At 73.3% G+C, this 22,066-nt stretch carries 16 protein-coding genes and 1 pseudogene; 10 read left to right on the top strand and 7 right to left on the bottom strand.

Annotated features, from left to right (window positions below):
- The first annotated feature begins 200 nt into the window (after positions 1–200).
- From QSK20_RS15095 to QSK20_RS15115, 5 genes and pseudogenes are all read left to right on the top strand, one after another.
- Positions 201–2,471 (top strand): molybdopterin oxidoreductase family protein, encoded by a 2,271-nt coding sequence (locus tag QSK20_RS15095; protein WP_285789244.1) that lies wholly within the window; start codon positions 201–203, stop codon positions 2,469–2,471.
- On the top strand, positions 2,468–3,958 hold the full coding sequence (locus QSK20_RS15100; protein ID WP_285789245.1) for an FAD-dependent oxidoreductase: 1,491 nt from the start codon (positions 2,468–2,470) through the stop codon (positions 3,956–3,958). Before QSK20_RS15095 ends, QSK20_RS15100 begins: the two co-directional genes overlap by 4 nt.
- A 32-nt stretch (positions 3,959–3,990) precedes the next feature.
- Positions 3,991–6,516, top strand: coding sequence for a nitrite reductase large subunit NirB (nirB, locus tag QSK20_RS15105; protein WP_285789329.1), 2,526 nt, complete (start codon positions 3,991–3,993; stop codon positions 6,514–6,516).
- Positions 6,513–6,845 (top strand): annotated as a pseudogene (nirD, locus tag QSK20_RS15110) (nitrite reductase small subunit NirD); the annotation flags it as partial. The gene nirB and the pseudogene nirD, both read left to right, overlap by 4 nt.
- A gap of 103 nt (positions 6,846–6,948) precedes the next feature.
- Positions 6,949–8,037 (top strand): uroporphyrinogen-III synthase, encoded by a 1,089-nt coding sequence (locus QSK20_RS15115; protein WP_285789246.1) that lies wholly within the window; start codon positions 6,949–6,951, stop codon positions 8,035–8,037.
- Between the two features lie 247 nt (positions 8,038–8,284).
- On the opposite strand, the gene QSK20_RS15120 is transcribed toward QSK20_RS15115, so the two are convergent.
- From QSK20_RS15120 to QSK20_RS15140, 5 genes are all read right to left on the bottom strand, one after another.
- The gene (locus tag QSK20_RS15120; protein WP_285789247.1) at positions 8,285–9,208 is read right to left on the bottom strand and encodes a ferritin family protein; all 924 of its coding nucleotides are present in this window, start codon (positions 9,206–9,208) and stop codon (positions 8,285–8,287) included.
- Positions 9,209–9,362: 154 nt separating this feature from the next.
- Positions 9,363–9,986 (bottom strand): GTP-binding protein, encoded by a 624-nt coding sequence (locus tag QSK20_RS15125; protein WP_285789248.1) that lies wholly within the window; start codon positions 9,984–9,986, stop codon positions 9,363–9,365.
- The gene (locus QSK20_RS15130; RefSeq protein WP_088982087.1) at positions 9,967–10,332 is read right to left on the bottom strand and encodes a DUF742 domain-containing protein; all 366 of its coding nucleotides are present in this window, start codon (positions 10,330–10,332) and stop codon (positions 9,967–9,969) included. The genes QSK20_RS15125 and QSK20_RS15130 overlap by 20 nt, the downstream gene beginning before the upstream one ends.
- A gap of 65 nt (positions 10,333–10,397) precedes the next feature.
- Positions 10,398–10,805, bottom strand: a complete 408-nt coding sequence (locus QSK20_RS15135) for a roadblock/LC7 domain-containing protein (protein WP_088982086.1) — start codon at positions 10,803–10,805, stop codon at positions 10,398–10,400.
- The gene (locus tag QSK20_RS15140) at positions 10,802–13,951 is read right to left on the bottom strand and encodes a sensor histidine kinase (RefSeq protein ID WP_285789249.1); all 3,150 of its coding nucleotides are present in this window, start codon (positions 13,949–13,951) and stop codon (positions 10,802–10,804) included. The genes QSK20_RS15135 and QSK20_RS15140 overlap by 4 nt, the downstream gene beginning before the upstream one ends.
- 443 nt (positions 13,952–14,394) lie before the next feature.
- Here QSK20_RS15140 and QSK20_RS15145 point away from each other — a divergent pair, with 443 nt between their 5' ends.
- Positions 14,395–15,579, top strand: coding sequence for an ABC transporter substrate-binding protein (locus QSK20_RS15145; protein ID WP_285789250.1), 1,185 nt, complete (start codon positions 14,395–14,397; stop codon positions 15,577–15,579).
- A gap of 174 nt (positions 15,580–15,753) precedes the next feature.
- Here the strand turns inward: QSK20_RS15145 and QSK20_RS15150 are convergent, their stop codons facing one another.
- Together QSK20_RS15150 and QSK20_RS15155 are read right to left on the bottom strand one after the other, a co-directional pair.
- Positions 15,754–16,599, bottom strand: coding sequence for an ABC transporter permease (locus QSK20_RS15150; RefSeq protein WP_285789251.1), 846 nt, complete (start codon positions 16,597–16,599; stop codon positions 15,754–15,756).
- A 138-nt stretch (positions 16,600–16,737) separates the two neighbouring features.
- The gene (locus QSK20_RS15155) at positions 16,738–17,769 is read right to left on the bottom strand and encodes an ABC transporter substrate-binding protein (protein WP_285789252.1); all 1,032 of its coding nucleotides are present in this window, start codon (positions 17,767–17,769) and stop codon (positions 16,738–16,740) included.
- A gap of 274 nt (positions 17,770–18,043) precedes the next feature.
- On the opposite strand from QSK20_RS15155, the gene QSK20_RS15160 reads away from it, so the two are divergent.
- The 4 genes from QSK20_RS15160 to QSK20_RS15175 all read left to right on the top strand — a co-directional run bounded on the left by QSK20_RS15160 (position 18,044) and on the right by QSK20_RS15175 (position 22,065).
- The gene (locus QSK20_RS15160) at positions 18,044–18,826 is read left to right on the top strand and encodes an ABC transporter ATP-binding protein (RefSeq protein WP_285789253.1); all 783 of its coding nucleotides are present in this window, start codon (positions 18,044–18,046) and stop codon (positions 18,824–18,826) included.
- A gap of 2 nt (positions 18,827–18,828) precedes the next feature.
- Entirely contained in the window at positions 18,829–19,776 is a 948-nt protein-coding gene (locus QSK20_RS15165; protein ID WP_285789330.1) for an LLM class F420-dependent oxidoreductase, read from the top strand.
- Positions 19,773–20,066, top strand: coding sequence for a cupin domain-containing protein (locus QSK20_RS15170; RefSeq protein ID WP_285789254.1), 294 nt, complete (start codon positions 19,773–19,775; stop codon positions 20,064–20,066). The genes QSK20_RS15165 and QSK20_RS15170 overlap by 4 nt, the downstream gene beginning before the upstream one ends.
- A 157-nt stretch (positions 20,067–20,223) precedes the next feature.
- Complete coding sequence (locus QSK20_RS15175) at positions 20,224–22,065, top strand: hypothetical protein (RefSeq protein WP_285789255.1); 1,842 nt, start codon at positions 20,224–20,226, stop codon at positions 22,063–22,065.
- Position 22,066: the final 1 nt, after the last annotated feature.

The following is a 22,066-nucleotide window of genomic DNA, read 5'->3' on the forward strand; positions in this document are numbered from 1 at the left end:
ATACGGGCGGCGCACGGGCCGTACGGAGCCGCCGTGAGGGACGGCCGTTCCGGACGACGCCCCTGCTCGGCGCGGTCCGCTCCCGCCCCGGGCGTCGACCGGCACCGATCTGCTGCCCCGGAGCGGTGTGAACGCCTCGTGACAGGGCCGAAACCAACGGGACGCGGCACCGAAACCGCCCGCCGGCACGCTTTGCCGACATGACAGACGGTGCACGAGCCGCGACCACACCGGGGCGGACGCCTCACGAGGCGGCCACGCACTGCCCGTACTGCGCTCTCCAGTGCGGAATGCTGCTGAGCGAGCGGGACGGGCGGATCGAGGTCCTGCCCCGCGACTTCCCCACCAACCGGGGCGGCCTGTGCCAGAAGGGCTGGACCGCCGCCGAGCTGCTCGACCACCCGGAACGGCTGACCACCCCGCTGCTGCGCGGCCCGGACGGCCGACTGGCCCCGGCCACCTGGGCCGAGGCGTACGCCCGGATCGTCACCGGCATCCGCGACACGCAGGCCGCGCACGGCCGGGACGCGGTCGCCATCTTCGGTGGCGGTGGGCTGACCAACGAGAAGGCGTACGCGCTGGGGCGGTTCGCCCGGGTCGCGCTGCGCACCCGGATGATCGACTACAACGGACGCTTCTGCATGTCCTCGGCGGCGGCAGCCGGGATGCGGGCCTTCGGCATCGACCGGGGTCTGCCCTTCCCGTTGGCCGACCTGGGCCGGGCCGACACCCTGCTGCTGGTCGGGGCGAACCCGGCCGAGACCATGCCCCCGCTGGCCCGGTACCTCACCGAGCAGCGCGAACGCGGCGGACGGCTGATCGTCGTCGACCCCCGGGTCACCGCCACCGCCCGCCTGGCCGACCTGCACCTGCAACCGCTGCCCGGCACCGACCTGGCGGTGGCGAACGCGCTGCTGCACGTCGCACTGACCGAGGGCTGGGTGGACCGGGACTACGTGGCCACGCGCACCGAGGGCTTCGACGCGGTCCGCCGCATCGCGGCGGGCTGGTGGCCGGCCCGCGCCGAGCGCCTCTCCGGGGTGCCCGTGGCGGACCTGGAGGAGGCGGCGCGGGCGCTGGGCACCGCCCGGACCGCGATCATCCTCACCGCCCGGGGCGCGGAGCAGCACGCCAAGGGCGTCGACACGGTCAGCGCCTTCGTCAACCTGGCGCTCGCCCTCGGCCTGCCCGGCCGCCCCGGCTCCGGGTACGGCTGTCTGACCGGGCAGGGCAACGGCCAGGGTGGACGCGAGCACGGGCAGAAGGCCGACCAGCTGCCCGGGTACCGGCGGATCGACGACCCGGCCGCCCGGGAGCACGTGGCCGCCGTCTGGGGCGTACACCCCGACGACCTGCCCGGCCCCGGGGTGTCCGCGTACGAGCTGCTCGACCTGCTCGGCACCCCGACCGGTCCCCGGACGCTGCTGGTCTTCGGCTCCAACCCGGTGGTCTCCGCGCCCCGGGCGGCCCGGGTGGAGGGCCGGCTGCGCGACCTGGACCTGCTGGTGGTGGCCGACTTCCTGCTCTCGGAGACGGCAGCCATCGCCGACGTGGTGCTGCCCACCGCCCAGTGGGCCGAGGAGGACGGCACGATGACCAACCTGGAGGGCCGGGTGCTGCGCCGCCGGGCGCTGCGCGAGCCGCCGCCGGGCGTCCGCACCGACCTGCGCATCCTCGCCGACCTCACCACCGCCCTCAACGCCCGCACCGCGCCCTCCGCTGAGGTGGTAGCAGGGGACCCTTCCTACCGCTTTTTGCCGAGCAGGGGTCCCCTGCAACCACCCGACGCAGCGGCAGACGACGAGACGGCACCCGACGCAACGGCACCCGGCGCGGCGGCAGACGGCGCGGCGGCAGACGGCGCGGCGGCAGACGGCGCGGATCCGCGGGCGGTGTTCGCGGAGCTGCGGCGTGCCTCGGCCGGCGGGGCGGCCGACTACGCCGGGGTCACCTGGGAGCGGATCGACGCCGCCGACGGCGTCTTCTGGCCCTGCCCCGACGAGGACGGACCGGACACGCCGCGCCTGTTCGCCGAACGCTTCGCGACACCGAGCGGCCGGGCCCGGTTCCACCCCGTCGAGCACCGGCCGGCGGCCGAGGAGGTGTGTGCCGAGTACCCGCTCTACCTGACCACCGGGCGGGTTCTGGCGCAGTACCAGTCCGGCACCCAGACCCGCCGGGTCGACGCGCTGCGGCGGAGCGCGCCCGACCCCTTCGTCGAGCTGCACCCCGACCTGGCCGCCCGCCTCGGGGTCGAGGAGGGCGAGGAACTGCGGGTCACCTCCCGCCGGGGCGAGATGCGCGCACCGGCCCGGATCACCGCGACGATCCGTCCGGACACCCTCTTCGCGCCGTTCCACTGGGGTGGCGCCGGCCGGGTCAACTCGGTGACCAACGACGCGCTCGACCCGGTCTCCCGGATGCCCGAGTTCAAGGTCTGCGCCGTCCGCGTGGAGAAGGTGACACCGTGACCGGCCGGATCGTGATCGTCGGGTACGGCATGGCCGGGGCCCGCCTCGCCACCGAACTGCACGCCCGCCCCGGCGACCACAAGGTCACCGTGCTCGGGGCCGAGTCGCACCGGGCGTACAACCGGATCCTGCTCTCCACCCTGCTCGCCGGGAAACTCGACGAGGCCGACGTGGAGCTGACCGACCTGGCCGGGCAGGGGGCGGACGTCCGGACCGGGACGGCGGTCACCGCGATCGACCGGTCCGCCCGCACGGTCCGGACCACCACCGGCGAGCAGATCGGGTACGACCACCTCGTCCTCGCCACCGGCAGCCGGGCCGTGGTGCCGCCGCTGGCCGGGCTGGACGTCGACCGGCTCCCGGACCGGGTGGTGCCGTTCCGCACCCTGGACGACTGCCGGCGCATCCTGGCCGCCGTCCGGGACGCCCGGACCGTGGTGGTGCTCGGGGGCGGGCTGCTCGGGCTGGAGGCGGCCCGGGGACTGGCCGCCCGGGGACTGGACGTGCACGTGGTGCACCCGGTCGGCCACCTGATGGAACGTCAGCTCGACCCGGCCGCCGGGGCGGTGCTCGCCGGCACCCTGGCCCGCCTCGGGGTGCGTACCCACCTGGGGGTGTCGGCGACCGGGGTCGCCGCCGGCCCCGACGGGGTCCGCCTCGACCTGGCCGACGGCCGCGCGCTCGACGCCGACCTGCTGGTCCTCGCCTGCGGGGTGCGCCCGGACACCGCCCTCGCCGCGGCGGCCGGACTCACCGTGGAGCGGGGCGTGGTGGTCGACGAGCGGCTGCGTACCGACGATCCGCACGTCTCCGCGATCGGCGACTGCGCCCAGCACGACGGGGTGGTGGGCGGGCTGGTCGCGCCGGCCTGGGCGCAGGCCCGGGTGGTGGCCCGGTTGCTGACCGGCGAGGACGCCCACGACCGGTACCGGCCCCCGCCGGGGGTGACCCGACTCAAGGCGGCCGGCATCGACCTGGCCGCGATGGGCGAACTGCCCCCGCCGGGTGACCCGGGCACCGGCCACGCGCCGGCGGACGACACCGGGGCGGGACGGTGCGAGGAACTGACCTTCGCCGACCCGGTCCGGGGCACGTACGCCCGGCTACGGATCACCGACGACCGGTTGACCGGCGCGATCCTGCTCGGCGACAACCCGGCCGTCGGCACGGTGATCCAGTTGTTCGACCGGGGTTCCCCGGTCCCGGCCGACCGGCGGGCGCTGCTGCTCGGCCGGACGGTCGACGGCCCGTCCGGCGGGGCGGAACCGGCGGCGTCTCCGGCACTGATGCCGGACGCCACGACGGTCTGCCGGTGCAACGCGGTCAGCAAGGCGGACCTGGTCGGCTGCTGGCGTGCCGGCGCGCGCTCGGTGGCCGACGTGGTCACCGCCACCCGGGCCGGAACCGGCTGCGGCAGTTGCCGGGACGCGGTCGCCGGAATCGTCGAGTGGCTGTCCGGGGTGGACCCGGTGGAGGTGACGCGATGAGTGGAACTCACCCGATGGACGCAGGTGACGGGATGGACGACAACGACGGGACGACCGGTGGCCGTTTGGTGGTCGTCGGCAACGGAATGGTCGGCCAGCGCCTGGTGGAGGCGCTGCGCGCCCGGGACACCGCCGGACGCTGGCGGGTCACGGTGCTCGCCGAGGAGCACCGGCCGGCGTACGACCGGGTGCGGCTCTCGGCGTTCTTCGACGGGGTGGCCGCCGACGAGTTGAGCCTGCACACCCCGGACGACGGGGTCGACCTGCGGCTGGGCGAGCCGGTCACGGCCGTCGACCGGGCCCGGCGGGTGGTCACCACGACCGGCGGCGAGCACCCGTACGACGCGTTGGTGCTGGCCACCGGCTCGTACGCCTTCGTACCGCCGGTGGAGGGCACGGACCTGCCCGGGGTCTTCGTCTACCGGACGCTGGACGACCTGGAGGCGATCCGGGCGCACGCCCGGGGTCGACGGGTCGGCGCGGTGATCGGCGGCGGGCTGCTCGGACTGGAGGCGGCGAACGCGCTACGCCTGCTCGGCCTGGACACCCACGTGGTCGAGTTCGCGCCCCGGCTGATGCCGGTGCAGGTCGACGAGGCGGGCGGGGCGATGCTCCGACGCTACGTCGACGAGCTGGGGGTGCGCACCCACCTCGGGGTGGCAACCACCGCGCTGCGTGCCGGGGCGGACGGCACGGTCGCCGGCCTGGTCCTCTCCGACGGCACCACGGTCGACGCGGAGCTGGTGGTGGTCGCCGCCGGCATCCGCCCCCGCGACGAGCTGGCCCGCGCGGCCGGCCTGCCGGTCGGGCCGCGCGGCGGCGTGCTGGTCGACGACACCTGCCGTACGGAGGACGCGCGGGTCTGGGCGGTCGGCGAGTGCGCGGCGGTCGACGGCACCTGCTACGGCCTGGTCGCCCCCGGCTACGCGATGGCCGAGGTGGTGGCCGACCGGCTGCTCGGCGGGGCGGCCGTCTTCCCCGGGGCGGACACCGCCACGAAGCTGAAGCTGCTCGGGGTGGACGTCGCGTCGTTCGGCGACGCGCACGGGGTCACCCCGGGCTGCCTGGACGTGACGTTCACCGACCCGGCCACCCGGGTCTACGCCAAGCTGGTCCTCTCCGACGACGCGCGCACCCTGCTCGGCGGGGTGCTGGTCGGCGACGCGAGCGCGTACCCGACGCTGCGCGCGAGTGTCGGCGGACCGCTGCCGGCCCCGCCGCTGGCGCTGCTCGCGCCGGCCGGGGAGGCGGCGGCCGGCGGGGTGGCCGCGCTGCCCGCCGGCGCGCAGGTCTGCTCGTGCAACGCGGTGACCCGGGAGCAGGTGGACACGGCGATCGTGGACGGCTGTGCCGACGTGCCGGCGCTGAAGGCGTGCACCCGGGCCGGCACGAGCTGCGGTTCCTGCGTGCCGCTGCTCAAGCAGTTGCTCGACGCGGCGGGGGTGGTGCAGTCGCGGGCGCTCTGCGAGCACTTCGACGTCAGCCGCAAGGAGCTGTTCGAGATCGTCCGGGTCCGGGGCATCCGGACCTTCTCGCAGCTGGTGGCGGAGCACGGGCGGGGCCGGGGCTGCGACATCTGCAAGCCCGTGGTCGCCTCGATCCTGGCCTCGCTGGGCAGCGGGTACGTGCTCGACGGCGAGCAGGCGTCGTTGCAGGACACCAACGACCACTTCCTGGCCAACCTGCAACGCGACGGCAGCTACTCGGTGGTGCCCCGGATCCCCGGCGGCGAGATCACCCCGGAGAAGCTGATCGTGATCGGCGAGGTGGCCCGGGACTTCAACCTCTACACCAAGATCACCGGTGGTCAGCGGATCGACCTGTTCGGGGCGCGGGTGGACCAGTTGCCGGCGATCTGGCGACGGCTGGTCGACTCCGGTTTCGAGTCCGGCCACGCGTACGGCAAGGCGCTGCGCACGATCAAGTCCTGCGTCGGCGAGACCTGGTGCCGGTACGGGGTGCAGGACTCGGTTGGACTCGCCATCGCGCTGGAGCTGCGCTACCGGGGGCTCCGCGCCCCACACAAGATCAAGTCGGCGGTCTCCGGGTGTGCCCGCGAGTGCGCCGAGGCGCGCAGCAAGGACTTCGGCGTCATCGCCACCGAGACCGGCTGGAACCTCTACGTCGGCGGCAACGGCGGCTTCCGGCCCCGGCACGCCGACCTCTTCGCCACCGACCTGACCACCGAGGAACTGGTCCGCTACGTCGACCGGTTCCTGATGTTCTACGTCCGCACCGCCGACCGGCTGCAACGCACCGCCGCCTGGATCGAGGCGATGGACGGCGGCCTCGACCACCTCCGCGCGGTGATCGTCGACGACTCGCTCGGGCTGGCCGCCGAACTCGACGCGGCGATGGCCCGGCACGTCGGGTCGTACTCGGACGAGTGGCGGGACACCCTGGCCGACCCGGAACGGTTGCGCCGCTTCACCTCCTTCGTCAACGCGCCGGACGTACCCGACCCGTCGATCACGTTCACCGAGGAACGGGGCCAGCCGGTGCCGGCGGTGGCCGGTCGGCAGCCGGTCGTCCTGGGCCTGCCGGAGGTGCGGCGATGAGCACGACGCAGGGCTGGACCCCGGTCTGCGGGCACGACCGGCTGGAGCTGGACCGGGGCGTGGCCGCCCTGGTCGACGGGGTGCAGGTGGCCCTCTTCCGCACCCTTGACGGGCTGTTCGCGATCGACAACCGGGACCCGGTCTCCGGCGCGTACGTGCTCTCCCGGGGCCTCGTGGGCAGCCGCGACGGGGTCCCCACCCTCGCCTCGCCGTTGCACAAGCAGGTGTACGACCTGCGTACCGGCGCGTGCCTCGACCGGCCCGGGGCCGCCGTGACCCGGCACGGGGTGCGCTGCCGCGACGGCGTGGTCGAGGTACGGCTGCACGAGCCGGTGCGGCACCGCGACGTCGACGGCCGTTCCGTCGACGCTGCCGACGGGCCCCTCCCCGACCGGGCCGGTGCCGGTGCCGGGGGGAGCCGTGGGGGGCACGGTGGCTGACGAGCTGGCCGGCTTCACCATCGGCGTGACCGCCGACCGACGGCGCGACGAACTCGCGGCGATGCTGGAACGACGCGGCGCGCGGGTGGTGCTCGCTCCGGCGCTGCGGATCGTGCCGCTCGCCGACGACAGCGACCTGCGCGAGGCCACCCGCGCCTGCCTCCAGCAGCCACCGGACATCCTGATGGCCAACACCGGCATCGGCATGCGCGGCTGGCTGGAGGCCGCCGAAGGATGGGGGCTGGCCGAGTCGCTGCGCTCGGTGCTCGCCGACACGTACGTGGTGACCCGGGGGCCCAAGGCACGGGGCGCGATCCGGGCCGCCGGCCTGCACGACCAGTGGTCGCCGGACTCGGAGAGCTGCGAGGAGGTGGTCGACCACCTGCGCCGGCGCGGGGTGGCGGGTCAGGTGATCGCGATGCAGCTGCACGGCGACCGTCAGCCGGAGTGCACCATGGCGCTGGAGGCGGCCGGGGCGACGGTGATCGAGGTGCCGGTCTACCGGTGGGCCCCGCCCACCGACGCGGCTCCCCTGCACCGCCTCATCGACCTGGTCGCCGCCCGGCTGGTCGACGCGGTCACCTTCACCTCGGCGCCGGCCGCCGAGGCGCTGCTGCGGGCCGCCGGGGACCGGGCCGAGGCGGTGCTCGGCGCGTTCCGCAGCGACGTGCTGGCCAGCTGCGTCGGGGCGGTGACCGCCGAGCCGCTGCACCGGCGGGGCGTGCCGGTGAGCGTGCCCGCCCGGGCCCGTCTCGGCGCGCTGGTGCGGCACATCGTCGACGAACTGCCCCGCCGTACGGTGACCCTGAAGGCCGCCGGCCACCAGCTCACCCTGCGCGGCCATGCGGCCGTGATCGACGGGGAGCTACGGCCGTTGGCCCCCGCGCCGATGGCGGTGCTCCGGGCACTGGCCCGCTCCCCCGGCCGGGTGTTCTCCCGGACCGCGCTGCTGCGCACCCTGCCGCGCGGCGCGGACGAACACGCGGTGGAGATGGCGGTGGCCCGCATCCGCGCCGGCCTGGACGCCCCACGCGTGGTCCAGACCGTCGTCAAGCGCGGCTACCGCCTCCGGGTGGACTGACTTCCCACCTCCGGGTGCCGGGCAGGCGTCCGCGTGTGCCGCAGCGGGTGCGGGCCGGCGGACGACGGGACGTCCGGTGCCCTCCTCGGTCTCCCCGGCGATCGAGTCGCGCTGGTTACTGAGCGTACGCCTGCGGAGTGCGGCGTTTTCCGGTCGGCATTGCGGGGTTGGCAGCCAGCGGCGCCCGGCTGATCGCCAACCCCTGCACAGCTGCACGGGCCACCTCTGGCGGTGGCAGCGCCTCCGGTCAGGCTTTCGGTGGTGGAAGGGCGTCGAGGGCCTGACGGAAGGCCGCCGAGTGGGCCAGCTCGTCCCGGATGACGTTCCGGAAGAGTCCCTCCGCCCGCTTGGCCCCCGCCTGCTGCGCCCGCTCGGCGTAGACCGGGTAGACCTCTGTCGCCTCCCGGTGCTCCCAGGGGTAGGCGCGGCCCAGGTTGACGGCGGTCTCGGCGACCATGCCGACGAGGACGGCGGTCTCCGCGAGGTGCTCGCCGAGTTCCTGGCTGGCGGTGTTCCGCCAGAGCTGGGCGAGCCGGGGCTGCCCCACCCGCTCGGCATGCCGGGCGTACAGGGTGTAGTGGGCGTAGGCGAGCGCCTCGCCGCGTACGGTCGCCCAGAGGTTGCTCAGGGTCTGCCCGCCACAGCGCGGTTCGGAGCGGCTGAACGGCTTCTGCGGTGCCGGTTTCCCAACCGGGATCCCGATTCCGGAGTGCGGGTACCGCACGGCGACCAGCGCCCGGCTGAACCGGGCGGCGTGCCGGGCTTCGTCCCGGGCCAGTTCGGTGAAGTGCGCGGCCGCCTCGGGGCAGCCGTCCCGGATCGCCTGCTCGGCGTAGCCGGGGTAGATCCGGGTCGCCTCCGCCGTCGCGGCCTCGAGGGAGGTGCGCAGGTTGGCCGCGTTCCCCTGGACGAGGCCGATCAGGTACGCCCCGGGCACGACGTGGTCGTCGAACTCCGACCGGGACACCTCGCGGGCGAGGCGGGAGACGTCGGCCAGGCCGGCGCGGGCCGCCTCCTGGGCGTACGCCCGGTAGATCACGAAGTCGGTCGCCTCCTGCTGGATCATGGCGAGTACGTCGGCGCGGGTGCTGGGGTCGGATGCCGCCTGGGCTGGTGCGCCCAGGCCGAGCGACAACGCCAGCACGCTGCTCATCGCAATGAGTGATTTCATCGACTGAGCGTATGTTTCCGCAGGTCAGCGCGGTGCCATCACGATAGGTGGGCGTGTCGTGACAACCGACCGCCACGGGGGCGTGATCGACCGGGGGCACGGCGGGGCCCCCGGGCCGACGTGACACACGCCGGGCCGGGGGCCGGACCGTCGATCAGCCGACCGGAGTCGGGAAGCCTCGCCCGTGCTCGGCCTGGAGACGGAGCATGGCGTGCTGGACCACGTTCACCAGCACCTGCTTGACCGACTCCCGGTGCCGGGCGTCGGTCATGATCAGCGGCACCTGCGGCGAGATCGCCAGCGCCTCCCGGACCTCCTCCAGGTCGTAGCGCGGAGCACCGTCGAAGCTGTTGAGCGCCACCACGTACGGCAGCTTGCGGTTCTCGAAGTAGTCCAGCGGCGCGAACGCGTCGGTGATCCGGCGGGTGTCCACCAGTACGGCGGCCCCCACCGCGCCCTTGATGATCTCGTCCCACATGAACCAGAACCGGGTCTGGCCCGGGGTGCCGAAGAGATACAGGATCAGGTCCTCGGCCATGGTGATCCGGCCGAAGTCCATGGCGACCGTGGTGGTCTGCTTCCCCGGCACCTTGGACGGGTCGTCGATACCGACGCCCGCCGCCGTCATCACCGCCTCGGTGGTCAGCGGGGTGATCTCCGAGACCGCGCCGACCAGGGTTGTCTTGCCCACGCCGAACCCGCCCGCGATCACGATCTTCGCGGAGGTGATACCCCGGTTGCGGCGTGCCCCGGCGGGGTCATAGCCTGCGAAGTCCACTTAGCACCCTCTCAAGCAGTTCCATCCGCTCCTCGTACGCCTCGGCGGGAGCGGCAGTGTGTAGCGTCAGCAGACCCTCGGCCACCATGTCGGCGACCAGTACCCGGGCCACGCCCAGCGGCACTCGGGTGTACGCCGCGATCTCCGCCAGAGACTGCGGACGCCCCTCGCAGATCGTGGCGATGCGATGCTTGTCATGGCCGGCGAAACGGGACTCGGCGACGGCGGTGGGGCTCGCCGTCATCACCGCCTCCAGAGCGATGTCCTGGCGCGGCTCGGTTCGTCCCCGGGTGACCGCGTACGGACGCACCAACGCGCCGCGCGGGTCCTCTCGCCTCCGGTCCATTCGCGATCACCTCCTTCCGCCGGCGCCGCCTGTCGGCACCGGATGACGGTTTCTGCTCGCCGCTACTACCGGACCACGGCCTCTCGGGGCAACGGCACCAGCGCCGCCCCGACCCGTTCCACCAGCAGCGCCATCTCGTACCCGACCTGGCCCACGTCGCAGCTGCGGGCGGCGAGCACCGCCATCGACGAGCCGTCGCTGATGGACATCAGGAACAGGTACCCGCTGTCCATCTCGATGACGGTCTGGAGCACGCCACCGGCGCTGAACATCCGGGCCGCGCCCTCGGTCAGGCTGACCACGCCGGAGGTGATCGCGGCGAGCTGGTCGGCCCGGTCCGCCGGCAGGTCACGCGAGGAGGCGAGCAGCAGCCCGTCCGCGGACACCGCGACGACGTGGGCGATCCCCGCCACGCTGTCGGCGAAGTTGGTGAGCAGCCAACCCATGTCCTGCATAGCCGCTGGCCTGTTCATCGGCTCGTCTCCTTCGAATCGCTGTTCAGGTCCGCACCGGCCGTCCGACCGCGTTGCACACCGCGGTGGTAGGCCGACAGCAGACCGCGTACTTCGTCAGGGGTGCGCCGGGTGCTGGCCCGGCTGCCCTTGGGCTCGACGCCGCCGGGAACGAGCTGCGCCTGCGGCACCCGCTTCGGCAGCCCGGAACGGGTGGTGCCCGCAGCGGCCGGCTCGGCGGCCTTCACCGCCCGCGACCAGCCCTCGTCCGCCGCCGTACGCCAACCGTCCGTGCCGCCGGTCGGCGCGGGCGCCGGCGTCGGCTCGGCCTGGGCCACCGGGGCCGGGATCGGCGTCGGCTCGGCCGCCGGGGCCGGGATCGGCGGGACCGCGGCGACCGGCTCGGGGGCCGGCGTCGTCGGCGTGGTCGCCATGGGCGGCGGCGTGTACGACGGAGGCGGCGGCTGCGTCACCGGCGGCGTGGCGGCCGGGACGACCGTGGCACCCGGCGTACGTCCGGGCAGCTTCGGCAGCTGCGGAACCTCGGTGGTCGGGGCGCTGGCCGCCGGCGCGGCCGGTGCCTGGTCGAACTGCGGGCGGGCGAAGATGGCCGTCGCGTCGTTGCCGTGGGTACGGAACCAGGCGGTCTCCATCTCCCGGAAGATCGGCGCCTCGGCCGGCTCGGCCGGCCGGGGAGCCGGCAGGGCGGGCGTGGTGAGCGGGGCCACCGACGGCGGCAGGGCCGGCGGGGTGGCCACCGGACCGGCCACCGGGCCGGCGGGCAGCGTGGGAGCCGGAGGCGGCGCGGGCTGCGCCGACCGGTCGTTCCCCGGGGTCCGCTGCGGCAGCGGGTTCAGGGTGGGGAACGCGGTGGTCGGCGTACCCGCCAGTCCGCTGCCCGCGACCGGCGTCGTCGGGGTGAACGCCGAGGTGGCCAGCGTCGGCGACGCCGTGGCCGGGCCGCCCACGTTCACCGTCGGCCCGGTGTCGCGGGTCTCGTTGGAGGCCGGCCACGGGGTCGGTGACGGGTTGGTGCGCCACTGGTCGGTGGTGAGGGTGGCCGCCGAGGTACGCCCGGTGCCGGCGAGCGGCTCGCCGAACGGGGACGGCGATCCGGCGGCCGGGGCCTGCTCGACGGCGAGCGGCTGACGCGGCCGGGGCAGCGGGTCCCGGGCCGGGCCACCGCGACCCTGCGGCAGCACCACGGTCGAGTTGGGCAGGGTGACCTGGGCGACGGTGCCGCCCTCCACGTTGCGCCGCAGTTCGACCCGGATGCCGTAGCGGGACGCCAGCCGGCTGACCACGGCGAGACCCATCAGCCGGAACGCCGCGACGTCCACCGTCGACGGGGCGGCCAGTCGCCGGTTGAGCGAGTCGAGCTGCTCGTCGGTCAGGCCGAGGCCACGGTCCTCGATCTGGATCAGCACGTAGTCGCGGATCCGCCGGCCGTCGGCGACCACGGTGGTGGTCGGCGGCGAGAACCGGGTGGCGTTGTCGAGCAGCTCGGCGACGAGCCGGACCACGTCGTTGACGGCGTGGGCGGCGACCGAGATGTCGGTGTCGACGGTGCCGAACTCGATCCGGTTGTAGAGCTCCACCTCGGACTGCGCGGCGCGCAGCACGTCGACCAGGAGCGCGTCGTCACGACGCGGCACGGCCGAGTCGGCGCCGGCGAGCACCAGCAGGTTCTCGTCGTTGCGGCGCATCCGGGTGGCCAGGTGGTCCAGCTCGAAGAGCTGGGCGAGCCGCTTCGGGTCCTCCTCGCCACGCTCGATGGCGTCCAGCTCGCCGATCATCCGGTCGACCAGGGTCTGACTACGACGGGCCAGGTTGAGGAACATCGCCGAGACGCTGGCCCGCAGGGCGGCCTGCTCGGCCGCGATCCGGACCGCCTCCCGGTGGACGACGTTGAAGGCGAGCGCGACCTGGCCGACCTCGTCCTTGTTGGTCAGCTTGATCGGGTCACGGACCTCCTTGACGACCTCCTCCACGCCGCTGTCGCCGACGTTGCCCATGTTCTGCAGCCGCTTGACCGCCTCCGGCAGGTCGTGGTTGGCCACCGAGAGCGCACCCTCCCGCAGCCGGCGCAGCGAGTGGTTGAGCGACCGGGCCAGCACGACGGCGAGGGTGATGGCGATGACGAGGGTGAGCAGCACCAGCAGCGACTCGATCACGGCCTGCCGGATGACCGCCGTACGGGCGTCGTCGGTCTGGCTGAGCAGCCGGTCCTGGAGCTGCACCTCGGTCCAGCGCATCAGGTCGTTGACCGCGCCGATGGCGAAGGTCGCGTCCTCGGCCCGGACCAGGGCCGGCGTCTGCCCGACGGAGCGGGTGATGTCGGCCGCGACCCGGTCGGCGAGGACCACCGCGTCACCGGTGACCGTGTTGTCGACCAGCGCCTGCTGGGTCGGGTCCGCGGCGAGCGAGAACGTGAGCAGGGCTTCCTGCTGGCTGGTGAGCGTGGCGACGAAGGAGGAGTACTGCTCCTGGTCGATCCGGTTGGCCGCGAGCGCGGCGAAGGCGACGGCTTCCTGTTCGGCGACGGCCGACTTGGCGCGGCTGAACGCGGCGACCGCCCGCCGGCTGTCGGCGAGCGCGCCGTCACCGGGGAGCTGGGCCAGCGCGTCGCCGTAGCCGACCAGGTCGGCCAGGACGACTCCGTACCGCAGCACGGCCGCGGAGACCGGCATCTGGCGGCGGTCCACCACCTCCTGCCGGGTCGCGTTCAGGGTGGCCAGGTGGTCGTCGACGATCCGGAGCCGGTCGCTGACCGCCGAGGGCACCTCGCCCAGCTCACGCCGTTGGGCGTTGTACTGCGAGACGCGCTGGTCGGTGCGGCGCACGTGGAGGTTGAACGAGTCCGGCTTGGCGGTGGGCGAGGCCAGGTAGGTCGCCGCCGCCATCCGCTCCCGGTGCAGGTCCTGGGTGAGCGCCGAGATGTCGACCGAGAGCGCGGTCAACGAGCGGGCCTGGTTGGCCTCGACGGCGCCCTCACCGACCGAGATGAGACGTACGGTGGCCAACGCGACGACCGCGGCGACGGGTACGACGAGGATCAGCGCCAGCTTGGACCGGATCCGCGCGTCGCGCAGCCGGGGCAGCCGGCGCCGTCGCTTCTCCTGGGTGGGCTGACCGCTCTCGGGCAGGGTCGTAGGTGCGGTGCTCACGACATCGCCTCCGTCGTTTCTTCCACGCTTGACCCGCCGACCCGCGCCTGGTGCAGCGGACAGCGCCACGCGCGGCACGGCCGCGATTTCATCAGAGAAGATCGGGTTTGGGAAGCCGCAGTGAGACAGGAAACGTTAGGAGAGCACCAAACCGCTGAAGTGGTCAACTATTACCTTCATTTCCACAAGGCCCTGATCAGGGCAGATGATCCACAGTATTCGTCCGCATCTGCTCAGTGAGCATTTGCAAAACCTCGGGGCCACCACCATGTGGGACGGCCATCCCGAAACGCCCCGGCCTCCCGCGCTTGACCACGAGGGCTCGGCATTGGCAAGGTTTTGCAGGCTTCGCGCACACCGTACGGCAGACCCATCCCGTTCCTCCACTGAGGACGGAAATAGCGGGGATCGGGCACCGCCCACCCGCCACTTGGAGGACCAAGTTGAGCCCCTTCCGCTCCGTGACCACCGCGGCGCTCGCCTCGGCCGTCCTGGCCACCACGCTCACCGGCTGCCAGTTCGCCGAGGAACCACAGGACACGAGCCCCATCGTCATCGGCGTCGACCTCGAACTCTCGGGACCGCAGGCGGCCACCGGCAAGGCGTACCAGCGCGCCCTGGAACTCAAGCGCGACCAGTTGAACGCCTCCGGCGCCCTGGGCGGCCGTAAGGTCGAACTCAAGGTCCGGGACAACCGCTCCGACGCCGCCGAGTCACAGCGCAACATCGGCGACTTCGGCAACGACGCGTCGGTCACCGCCGTCATCATGGGCGGTTGCAACGAGTGCGCGGTCAACGCGGTCCGCACCATCGACGAGAAGAAGGTCCCGACGATCGCCCTGGCCGCGTCCGGCGCGATCACCACCGCATCCGCCGCCCAGCGCTCGTACGTGTTCAAGCTGGCTCCGAACGCCACGGACAACGCGAACGCCCTCACCGCCGAGCTGACCCGGCGCGGGGTCAAGGACGCGGCGCTGCTGCACAGCGACGACGACTACGGCCGGGAGGGGGTCAACACCCTGCGCGCCGAGTTCGCCAAGGCGAGGATCAAGATGACGGCCGTCCGGGCGGTCAAGGGCACCGACACCGACGTCACCGCCCCGGTGGAGGCGCTGGCCGAGGAGGAGCCCGACGCGCTGGTGCTCTGGACCCCGTCCGAGCAGGCGATGCTCGCCACGACCGCAGCCCAGAAGGCGAAGTTCAAGGGTGGGCTCTTCCTCGACGCGGCGGCGGCCGGTGAGCTCTTCCTCGGCGCCTCGGCCCGCTCGGCCGAGCAGGCCACCCTGGTCTTCACCCAGACCATGGTGATCGACGACGTCATCGCCACCACGCCGGCCAAGGCCGCCCGCCGGCAGTGGTTCCGGGACTACACCGCCCGCTTCGGCGGGTACAACGGCTTCTCCTCGTTCGCCGCGGACGCCGTGCAGCTGATCGCGGACGCCGAGCTGCGTGCCGGCGGCGAGCCCGGACGGGTCGACCGGGACGGGCTGCGCGACGTGCTGGAGACCTCCCAGATGGACGGCCTCTCCGGCCCGATCCGGATGACCCCGGACAACCACTCCGGACTGATGCCCCAGGCCCTGACCACGCTGGTCGCCCAGGGCGGTCGGTGGCGGCTCGCTGGGTGATCTGGTGGGTGTGGCCCACCACAACCGGCTCCGGGCGGTCAGGCTTGATCCCTGCGCCGGTTGTGGTGGGCCACACCTTTGGTGAGCTTCGGGGTCTACGGTCGACGTGGGGTTGCCGGTCGACGTGGGCCTCGTTGGTCGTCGGGCGGGTCCGTTGGTCGTCGGGCGCGGGTGTCAGCGGCTGGACGTGGTGGCGCGGACCCAGGGCAGGGCGAGCCGCTCCAGCAGCACCAGCGCGAAGTAGAGCACGATGCTCATGGTGGCGATCAGGACGATCGCGGCCCACGAGGTGGAGTAGGCCCCCACCCCGTTGAACTGGAGGATCTGGTAGCCCAGGCCAGCCTCACCGGCCTGGAACTCCCCGATCACCGCGCCGATCGCGGCCAGCGGCATGGCGACCTTGAGCCCGACGAAGATCTGCGGCAGGGCCGCCGGGAAGCGCACCTTCCGGAACGCCTGCCACCAGGAGGCGTTCAGGGAGCGGGCCAGTTCGGCGAGCTCGGCCGGCGTGGTGGTCAACCCGGTCGCGGTGGAGAGCACGATCGGGAAGAAGCAGAGCAGGAACACCATGGTGAGGATCGGCTTCTGCCCCCAGCCGAGGGAGACCACCAGCAGCGGCCCGAGCGCGATTTTCGGGACCGCGTTGACTGCCACCAGCAGCGGTGAGAACATCCGCTCCACCCGCCGGGAGGCGGCCAGCGCCAGACCGATCAGGATCCCGGCCACCGTCGACAGCAGGAAGCCGACGACCGTGGACAGGGTGGTCGCCCCGGTCGCCTCCAGCAGCACCGACCAGTTCTCGACCAGGGCCCCGAAGACGTCCTCCGGCGGGGGCAGCGAGGCCGGGTGGACGAGCTGGAACACCGAGGTGACCAGCCACCACGCGACCATCGCGACGAGGACGCCGAGCAGCGGCAGGCCGATGGCCGCCGACCCGGGTCCGAGCCGACGGGCCCCCGCCCGGGCCGGGGTCGGCTTGGTTGTCGCGGGCTCCGCAGCCCGCTCCTGCAACTCCGTCATGTCATCTTCCTTCTCCTCGGTCCGTCGGGTGGAGGTGTCCCGGGCCATGCGTGGGAGCCTCCCCCGCGCCGACGGCCGGAGCGCGAGCGGGGGGTGCGTTCCGCCGGTCACGGCGGAACACACCCCCGGGTGGATCGGTCAGGCCTTCGGCGCGAGGTTGAAGTCGACGACCTGCTCCGGGGTGATGTTCTGCTTGAGCGCCCCGGCGCCCTGGAGGATCGCGATGCTCTTGGCGACCCGGCCGCTGTCCAGCGCGCCGATGGCGGTGCCGGAGTTGCTGGACCGGACGTAGCCGGCCATCAGCTCCAGTTCGGCGGCGGCGGAGACCGGGTTGGCCTCGGCGACGTTCTTCTTCAGGATCTCGCCGGCCTCCTTCGGGTTGGCCAGGCTGTACTCCAGGCCCTTGAGCAGCGCGGCGGTGAAGCGCTTGACCATCTCCGGGTCTTCCTTGGCGATCTTCTTGGAGGTGATCAGCGCGTTGCCGTAGAGGTCGGTCATCACGTTGCTGTACGGCAGCATGACCGGCTCCTTCTTGGCCACCGCCCGGACCGTGGGCGCACCCACGACGAACTGGCCGATGCCGTCGACGCTGCCGGCGGCGAGGATGCCCATCAGGGCCTGGGCCTCGCCGTTGACCCACTTCACCTTGCTGTTGTCGATGCCGGCCAGCTTGGCGTAGGTCGGGAAGAGGTTCCGGACCACCGAGGACGGGGTGTCGGCGAGGGTCTTGCCCTCCAGGTCCTTCGGGGAGGCGATGCCCTTGTCCGACGTGGTCACGATGGCGGCCATGGTGCGCTGCTGGATGGCCGCGACGGCGACGAAGTCCTTGGGCTTGTCGTCCCCGCCGCCGAGCTGGAGGAGGCCGCCGGTCAGGTCGATCGGACCGAAGTCCGCCTGCCCACCGACGATGTTCTGGATGACGGCGCCGGTACCCTGGCCCGGCTTGATGTCGACGTCGAAGCCGGCCTCCTTGAAGAAGCCCTTCTCCTTCGCCACCCACGCGTAGGAATCCCGGCCGAAGTTACCGAAGGAGGTGAGATACGTCACCTTCCGCATCGAAGCGCCGTCGCCACCACCGGAGCCGGAGTCGGAGTCACTGCTGCAAGCGGAGACCAAAGCCAGGGCCGTAGCCAACGCAGCCACGGCGACAGTGCGGGTCAACCTTCTCATTGTCGTGCACCATGTCCTTTCCAGACCGGCAGCGATGGCCACCGGAGGAGTTGTCGAGCCGGATGACGCCGTGGTGAGGGGGGGGGTGGGGACCGGCGTCATCTTCGCGGGGGACTCTTCGCCGGCACAGCGTACGAGAGAGTCACCTTGGCGACACCAGGTGGATCCGGTTACGGAACGACAACAGATTGTTGTCCACCCTGGACGGTGTCAAGCAGACGTAATGCCGTTAGCCTTGCGTCGCTCGCGAATACCGTGGATGGGAGAACGCCGGATGATACGACTGTCGGGGGTGTCGCGCACCTTCACCGGTCGCTCCGGTCAGGTCGAGGCGTTGCGTGGCATCGACCTGGACGTTGCCGAGGGCGAGTTCGTCGCCGTGCTCGGGCGGTCCGGTTGCGGCAAGTCCACCCTGCTCCGGCTGATCGCCGGGCTGCTCCCGGTCACCGCCGGGCAGGTCGAGGTGGACGGCCGGCCGATCACCCGGCCCCGGCAGGACATCGCGATGCTGTTCCAACGCCCGGCGCTGCTGCCCTGGCGCAACGTGCTGGACAACGTCCTGCTGCCGGTGGAGATCTTCGGCTGGAGCCGGTCCAAGCACCGGCAACGGGCCCGTGACCTGCTTGAGGTGGCCGGGCTGGCCGGATTCGAGAAGCGGCTGCCGCACGAGCTCTCCGGCGGCATGCAGCAGCGGGTCTCGCTCTGCCGCTCGCTGATCGCCGAGCCTCGGGTGCTGCTGATGGACGAGCCGTTCTCCGCCCTCGACGCGCTCACCCGCGAGGAGCTCTCGGTCGAGTTGCAGCGGGTGCACATGCAGAACCAGGCCACCATCGTGTTCGTCACCCACTCCATCGACGAGGCGGTGCTCCTCGCCGACCGGGTGGTCGTGCTCAGCCCCCGGCCCGGGCGGATCCGCAAGGTGGTCGACGTGGACATTCCCCGCCCACGCAGCCTCGGCCGCAACGCGCACCTGGCCGACGTCGCCCGGGTCAGCGCCGACCTGCACGAACTGCTGATGGAGCGGGACCCGGCGCCGGCCGGGACGAAGGGGCGATGACCGTGCGGGTGTGCGTCTTCGTCGAACCGCACCGGGGAGCCACCTACGACGACCAGCTCCGGTTCGCCCGTCGGGTGGAGGAGACCGGCTTCGAGGGGTTCTTCCGGGCCGACCACTACCAGTCGATGGGGACCGACGCCGGCCTGCCCGGCCCGACCGACGCCTGGCTGACCCTGGCCGCGCTGTCCCGGGAGACCTCCCGGATCCGGCTGGGGACGCTGGTCAGCTCGGCCACGTTCCGGCTGCCCGGACCGCTGGCCGTGATGGTGGCGCAGGTCGACCAGATGAGCGGCGGCCGGGTCGAGCTGGGCATCGGCGCCGGCTGGTACGAGCGTGAACACCTCTCGTACGGCATCCCGTTCCCACCCGTGGTGGAACGTTTCGACCGGCTGGCCGAGCAGCTGGAGGTGGTCACCGGCCTCTGGCGTACCCCGGTCGGTGAGACGTACCACCACGACGGCCCGTACTACCGGCTGGTGGACGCCCCCGCCCTGCCCAAACCGACGCAGGTGCCCGGTCCGCCGATCATCGTCGGCGGCAAGGGCCCGAAGCGCACCCCCGAGCTGGCCGCCCGGTACGCCGACGAGTTCAACATGCCGTTCCGGAGCGTGGCCGAGACGGCTGCGGCGTACGAGCGCGTACGCGAGGCGTGCGACCGGCACGGCCGGGACGCCTCGGGACGCCCCCCGCTGGTGTTCTCCGCCGGGATCGTGGTGGCGGTCGGGCGTACCGACGCCGAGACCCGGCGACGGGCCGAGCCGCTGCACGCCAAGAGCGCGCTGCCCCCGGAGGACGCGGTGGTCGGTTCGCCCGCCCAACTCGTCGACCGGCTCGGTGAGTTCGCCGCGATCGGCGCCACCCGGGTCCACCTGCGTCTGATCGAACTCGACGACCTGGACCACCTCGACCTGATCGCCGGCGAGGTGCTACCCCGACTGGAGGCGCGATGAGCACGGAACTGGGCCCGGTGGGCCAGGAGATCGTCCTGGAGAACGACAAGGTCCGGGTCTGGCACATCCGGCTCGAACCGGGTGAGTACCAGCCGCTGCACCGCCACGACCACCCGTACCTGGTCATCGCGGTGCAGGGCGGGAAGAACGTCATCCAGACCGTCGACGGGACCCGGATCGACGCCGACGAGCCGACCGGCGGCGTGGTCTACCGGGACCCGGGTGCCGTCCACATGCTCACCAACGTCGGCGACACGACGTACCTCGCGCGGCTTGTCGAACTGAAGTAGTCACCACCGGTGGATTGAGTAGCCACCCCCGCGGACCGACGTAGCCGTCGGGTAGGTACCTGAGTTGCCGTCACCTTCGAGCGTCGAGGACGGCGCGCCTGTCGCGTGATGCCCCGTTTTGGTGGCGATCGGGGTCGACGGGCCGTAACGTGCGCACATGGCCATACGGACCTGGGGCAGATCTCTGCTGGTGGCGCTCGGGGTGAGCGCGCTGGCCGGGGCCGGCCAACTCGGCATCGCGTACGGTCTCGGCATCCTCCGGTTCGCCCGGTCCTTCGTCGACGCTCCCGGCCACTGGCCGGCGCAGCTCGTCTGGGTGAGCTGGTTCGCGGTCGGCGCCACCATGGTCGGGGCCGTGTTCGCCGAGCGGTACGCCCGCCGGGCCGACCTTCCGGTCACCACCGTCGTGCAGGTCACCATCGCGGTGGCCGCCACGCTGGGCGCGACGGTGGTCGCACCGTTGTGCATGCTGCCGGCCGGCAACGCGCAGGTGCCCTCCGGGGACCCGGTGCTGACCGTCGCGGTCAGCGCCCTCTTCGGCGCGCTGGCCGGGACGGTCGCCGCCCTCGCCGTGCTCCGGTACGCCCCGGTGACCTGGAACGTCGCCGCGTCCACCGCCGCGCTCTGGCTCCTCGCGCTGCTGTCGGTCGTACCGTCGCTCGGTACGACCGGGCCGCTGCCGACCGTACGCCTCGGCGCGCTGGACCCGGCCTGGCTCTCGCCGGACACCGCCGGACGCCTGGCCATGCTGATCCTGCCCGGTCTGGCGCTGCTCGTCGGAGCGGCCGTGGCCGGGGTGGCCCGGTGGCGCGGCCAGCCCCCGCTCTTCGGCGGCGTCAGCGGCGTGGCGGCACCGCTGCTGGTCGCGGTCGCCTACCTGCTCGCCGGTTCGGGGCAGGGCGACGACGGCTACCAGTCCGGGCCCTACCTGGCCGCGCTGCTCGCGGTGCCGGCCGGAGCGCTCGGGGCGACCGCCGCCACCGTGCTGCGCCGGCCGGCGTTGGACGCCGCCACCCTGCTGCGGTGGCCGCCGCCGGCCCTCGCCACCCTGCTGCACCGGTCACCGCCGGCCCTCACCGCCCTGCTGCGGCGACCGCTGCGGACCCGGTCCCGGAGCGACGCCATCGAGCCGACCGACATCCTGCGTCCCCTGCCCACCGACCCCGGACTGCCGCCCGTACCGGCACCCGCCCACCCGACCGACGCCCCGGTCTCCGCTCCGGCCCGGCCGACCGGTGACCCGGCACCCGCTCCGGCCGGCTCCGCCGCGGCGGCCCCGCCCGTTTCCGCCGCGACCGGCCACGACGTCGAAGCCGCCTGGTTCGAGACCACGATCCCCCAGCCGGCCGTACCCACGCCGGAGCCGGCCGGAGGCGTCACCGCAGAGTCGTCCGGCCAGGCCGGGCCCCAGCCGATCGGGCGACTCCCGTGGCACGTCCCCCAGCCCGCCGGCGCCGACCGGGACCGGCCGGGCACGACGGACTGGCCGAGTACGCCCGGCACGGCGCAGACCGTGTCGACCGGGGGGTTGGACTGGTCGCGCCCCTCCCCGGACCGGTACGCCGGTGACGTTGGTCCCGTCCCGGTACCCACCCCCCGCGAGATGCCGGGGCCCGGACACACCGACCCGACGAGCGGCGGCACACCGGAGGACACCGGCGCGTCGACCGGCACCGGACCGGGGGCGCACGGTTCGGCAGCTCCCTTGCCCAGAGCGGCCGGAAGCGCCGGTGACCCGGGTGACGCCTCGGCCGTCGGCGGGTTCCGCAAGCTGCGCGGCCTGCTCCGGCGCGACCGGTCCCCGGCCGGCGCGGGCACCGGCGGCCGTTCGGAGGGGAGCGGCGGTCGCGAGCGGGCGGAGCCGGCGCTGCTCCCCCACGACGAGGAGTACGTCGACTGGGTCGCCCAGCTGGGTCAGCCGATGCCGGACCCGGTCGCCCCCTCGGACCCGGGCGACCGGCGCAGCCTCCGCTCCGACGCACGGCACCCGCACGACTGAC

This window comes from Micromonospora sp. NBRC 101691 (assembly GCF_030269285.1).
GTDB classification, from domain to species: Bacteria; Actinomycetota; Actinomycetes; order Mycobacteriales; family Micromonosporaceae; genus Micromonospora; species Micromonospora echinospora.

Bases quoted from the DNA above. Each gene is read 5' to 3' on its own strand.
- QSK20_RS15095 (WP_285789244.1), top strand. From the start codon at position 201: ATGACAGACGGTGCACGAGCCGCGACCACACCGGGGCGGACGCCTCAC.
- nirB (WP_285789329.1), top strand. From the start codon at position 3,991: ATGGACGACAACGACGGGACGACCGGTGGCCGTTTGGTGGTCGTCGGC.
- QSK20_RS15120 (WP_285789247.1), bottom strand. From the start codon at position 9,208: ATGAAATCACTCATTGCGATGAGCAGCGTGCTGGCGTTGTCGCTCGGC.
- QSK20_RS15130 (WP_088982087.1), bottom strand. From the start codon at position 10,332: ATGGACCGGAGGCGAGAGGACCCGCGCGGCGCGTTGGTGCGTCCGTAC.
- QSK20_RS15135 (WP_088982086.1), bottom strand. From the start codon at position 10,805: ATGAACAGGCCAGCGGCTATGCAGGACATGGGTTGGCTGCTCACCAAC.
- QSK20_RS15150 (WP_285789251.1), bottom strand. From the start codon at position 16,599: ATGACGGAGTTGCAGGAGCGGGCTGCGGAGCCCGCGACAACCAAGCCG.
- QSK20_RS15155 (WP_285789252.1), bottom strand. From the start codon at position 17,769: ATGAGAAGGTTGACCCGCACTGTCGCCGTGGCTGCGTTGGCTACGGCC.
- QSK20_RS15160 (WP_285789253.1), top strand. From the start codon at position 18,044: ATGATACGACTGTCGGGGGTGTCGCGCACCTTCACCGGTCGCTCCGGT.
- QSK20_RS15170 (WP_285789254.1), top strand. From the start codon at position 19,773: ATGAGCACGGAACTGGGCCCGGTGGGCCAGGAGATCGTCCTGGAGAAC.
- QSK20_RS15175 (WP_285789255.1), top strand. From the start codon at position 20,224: ATGGCCATACGGACCTGGGGCAGATCTCTGCTGGTGGCGCTCGGGGTG.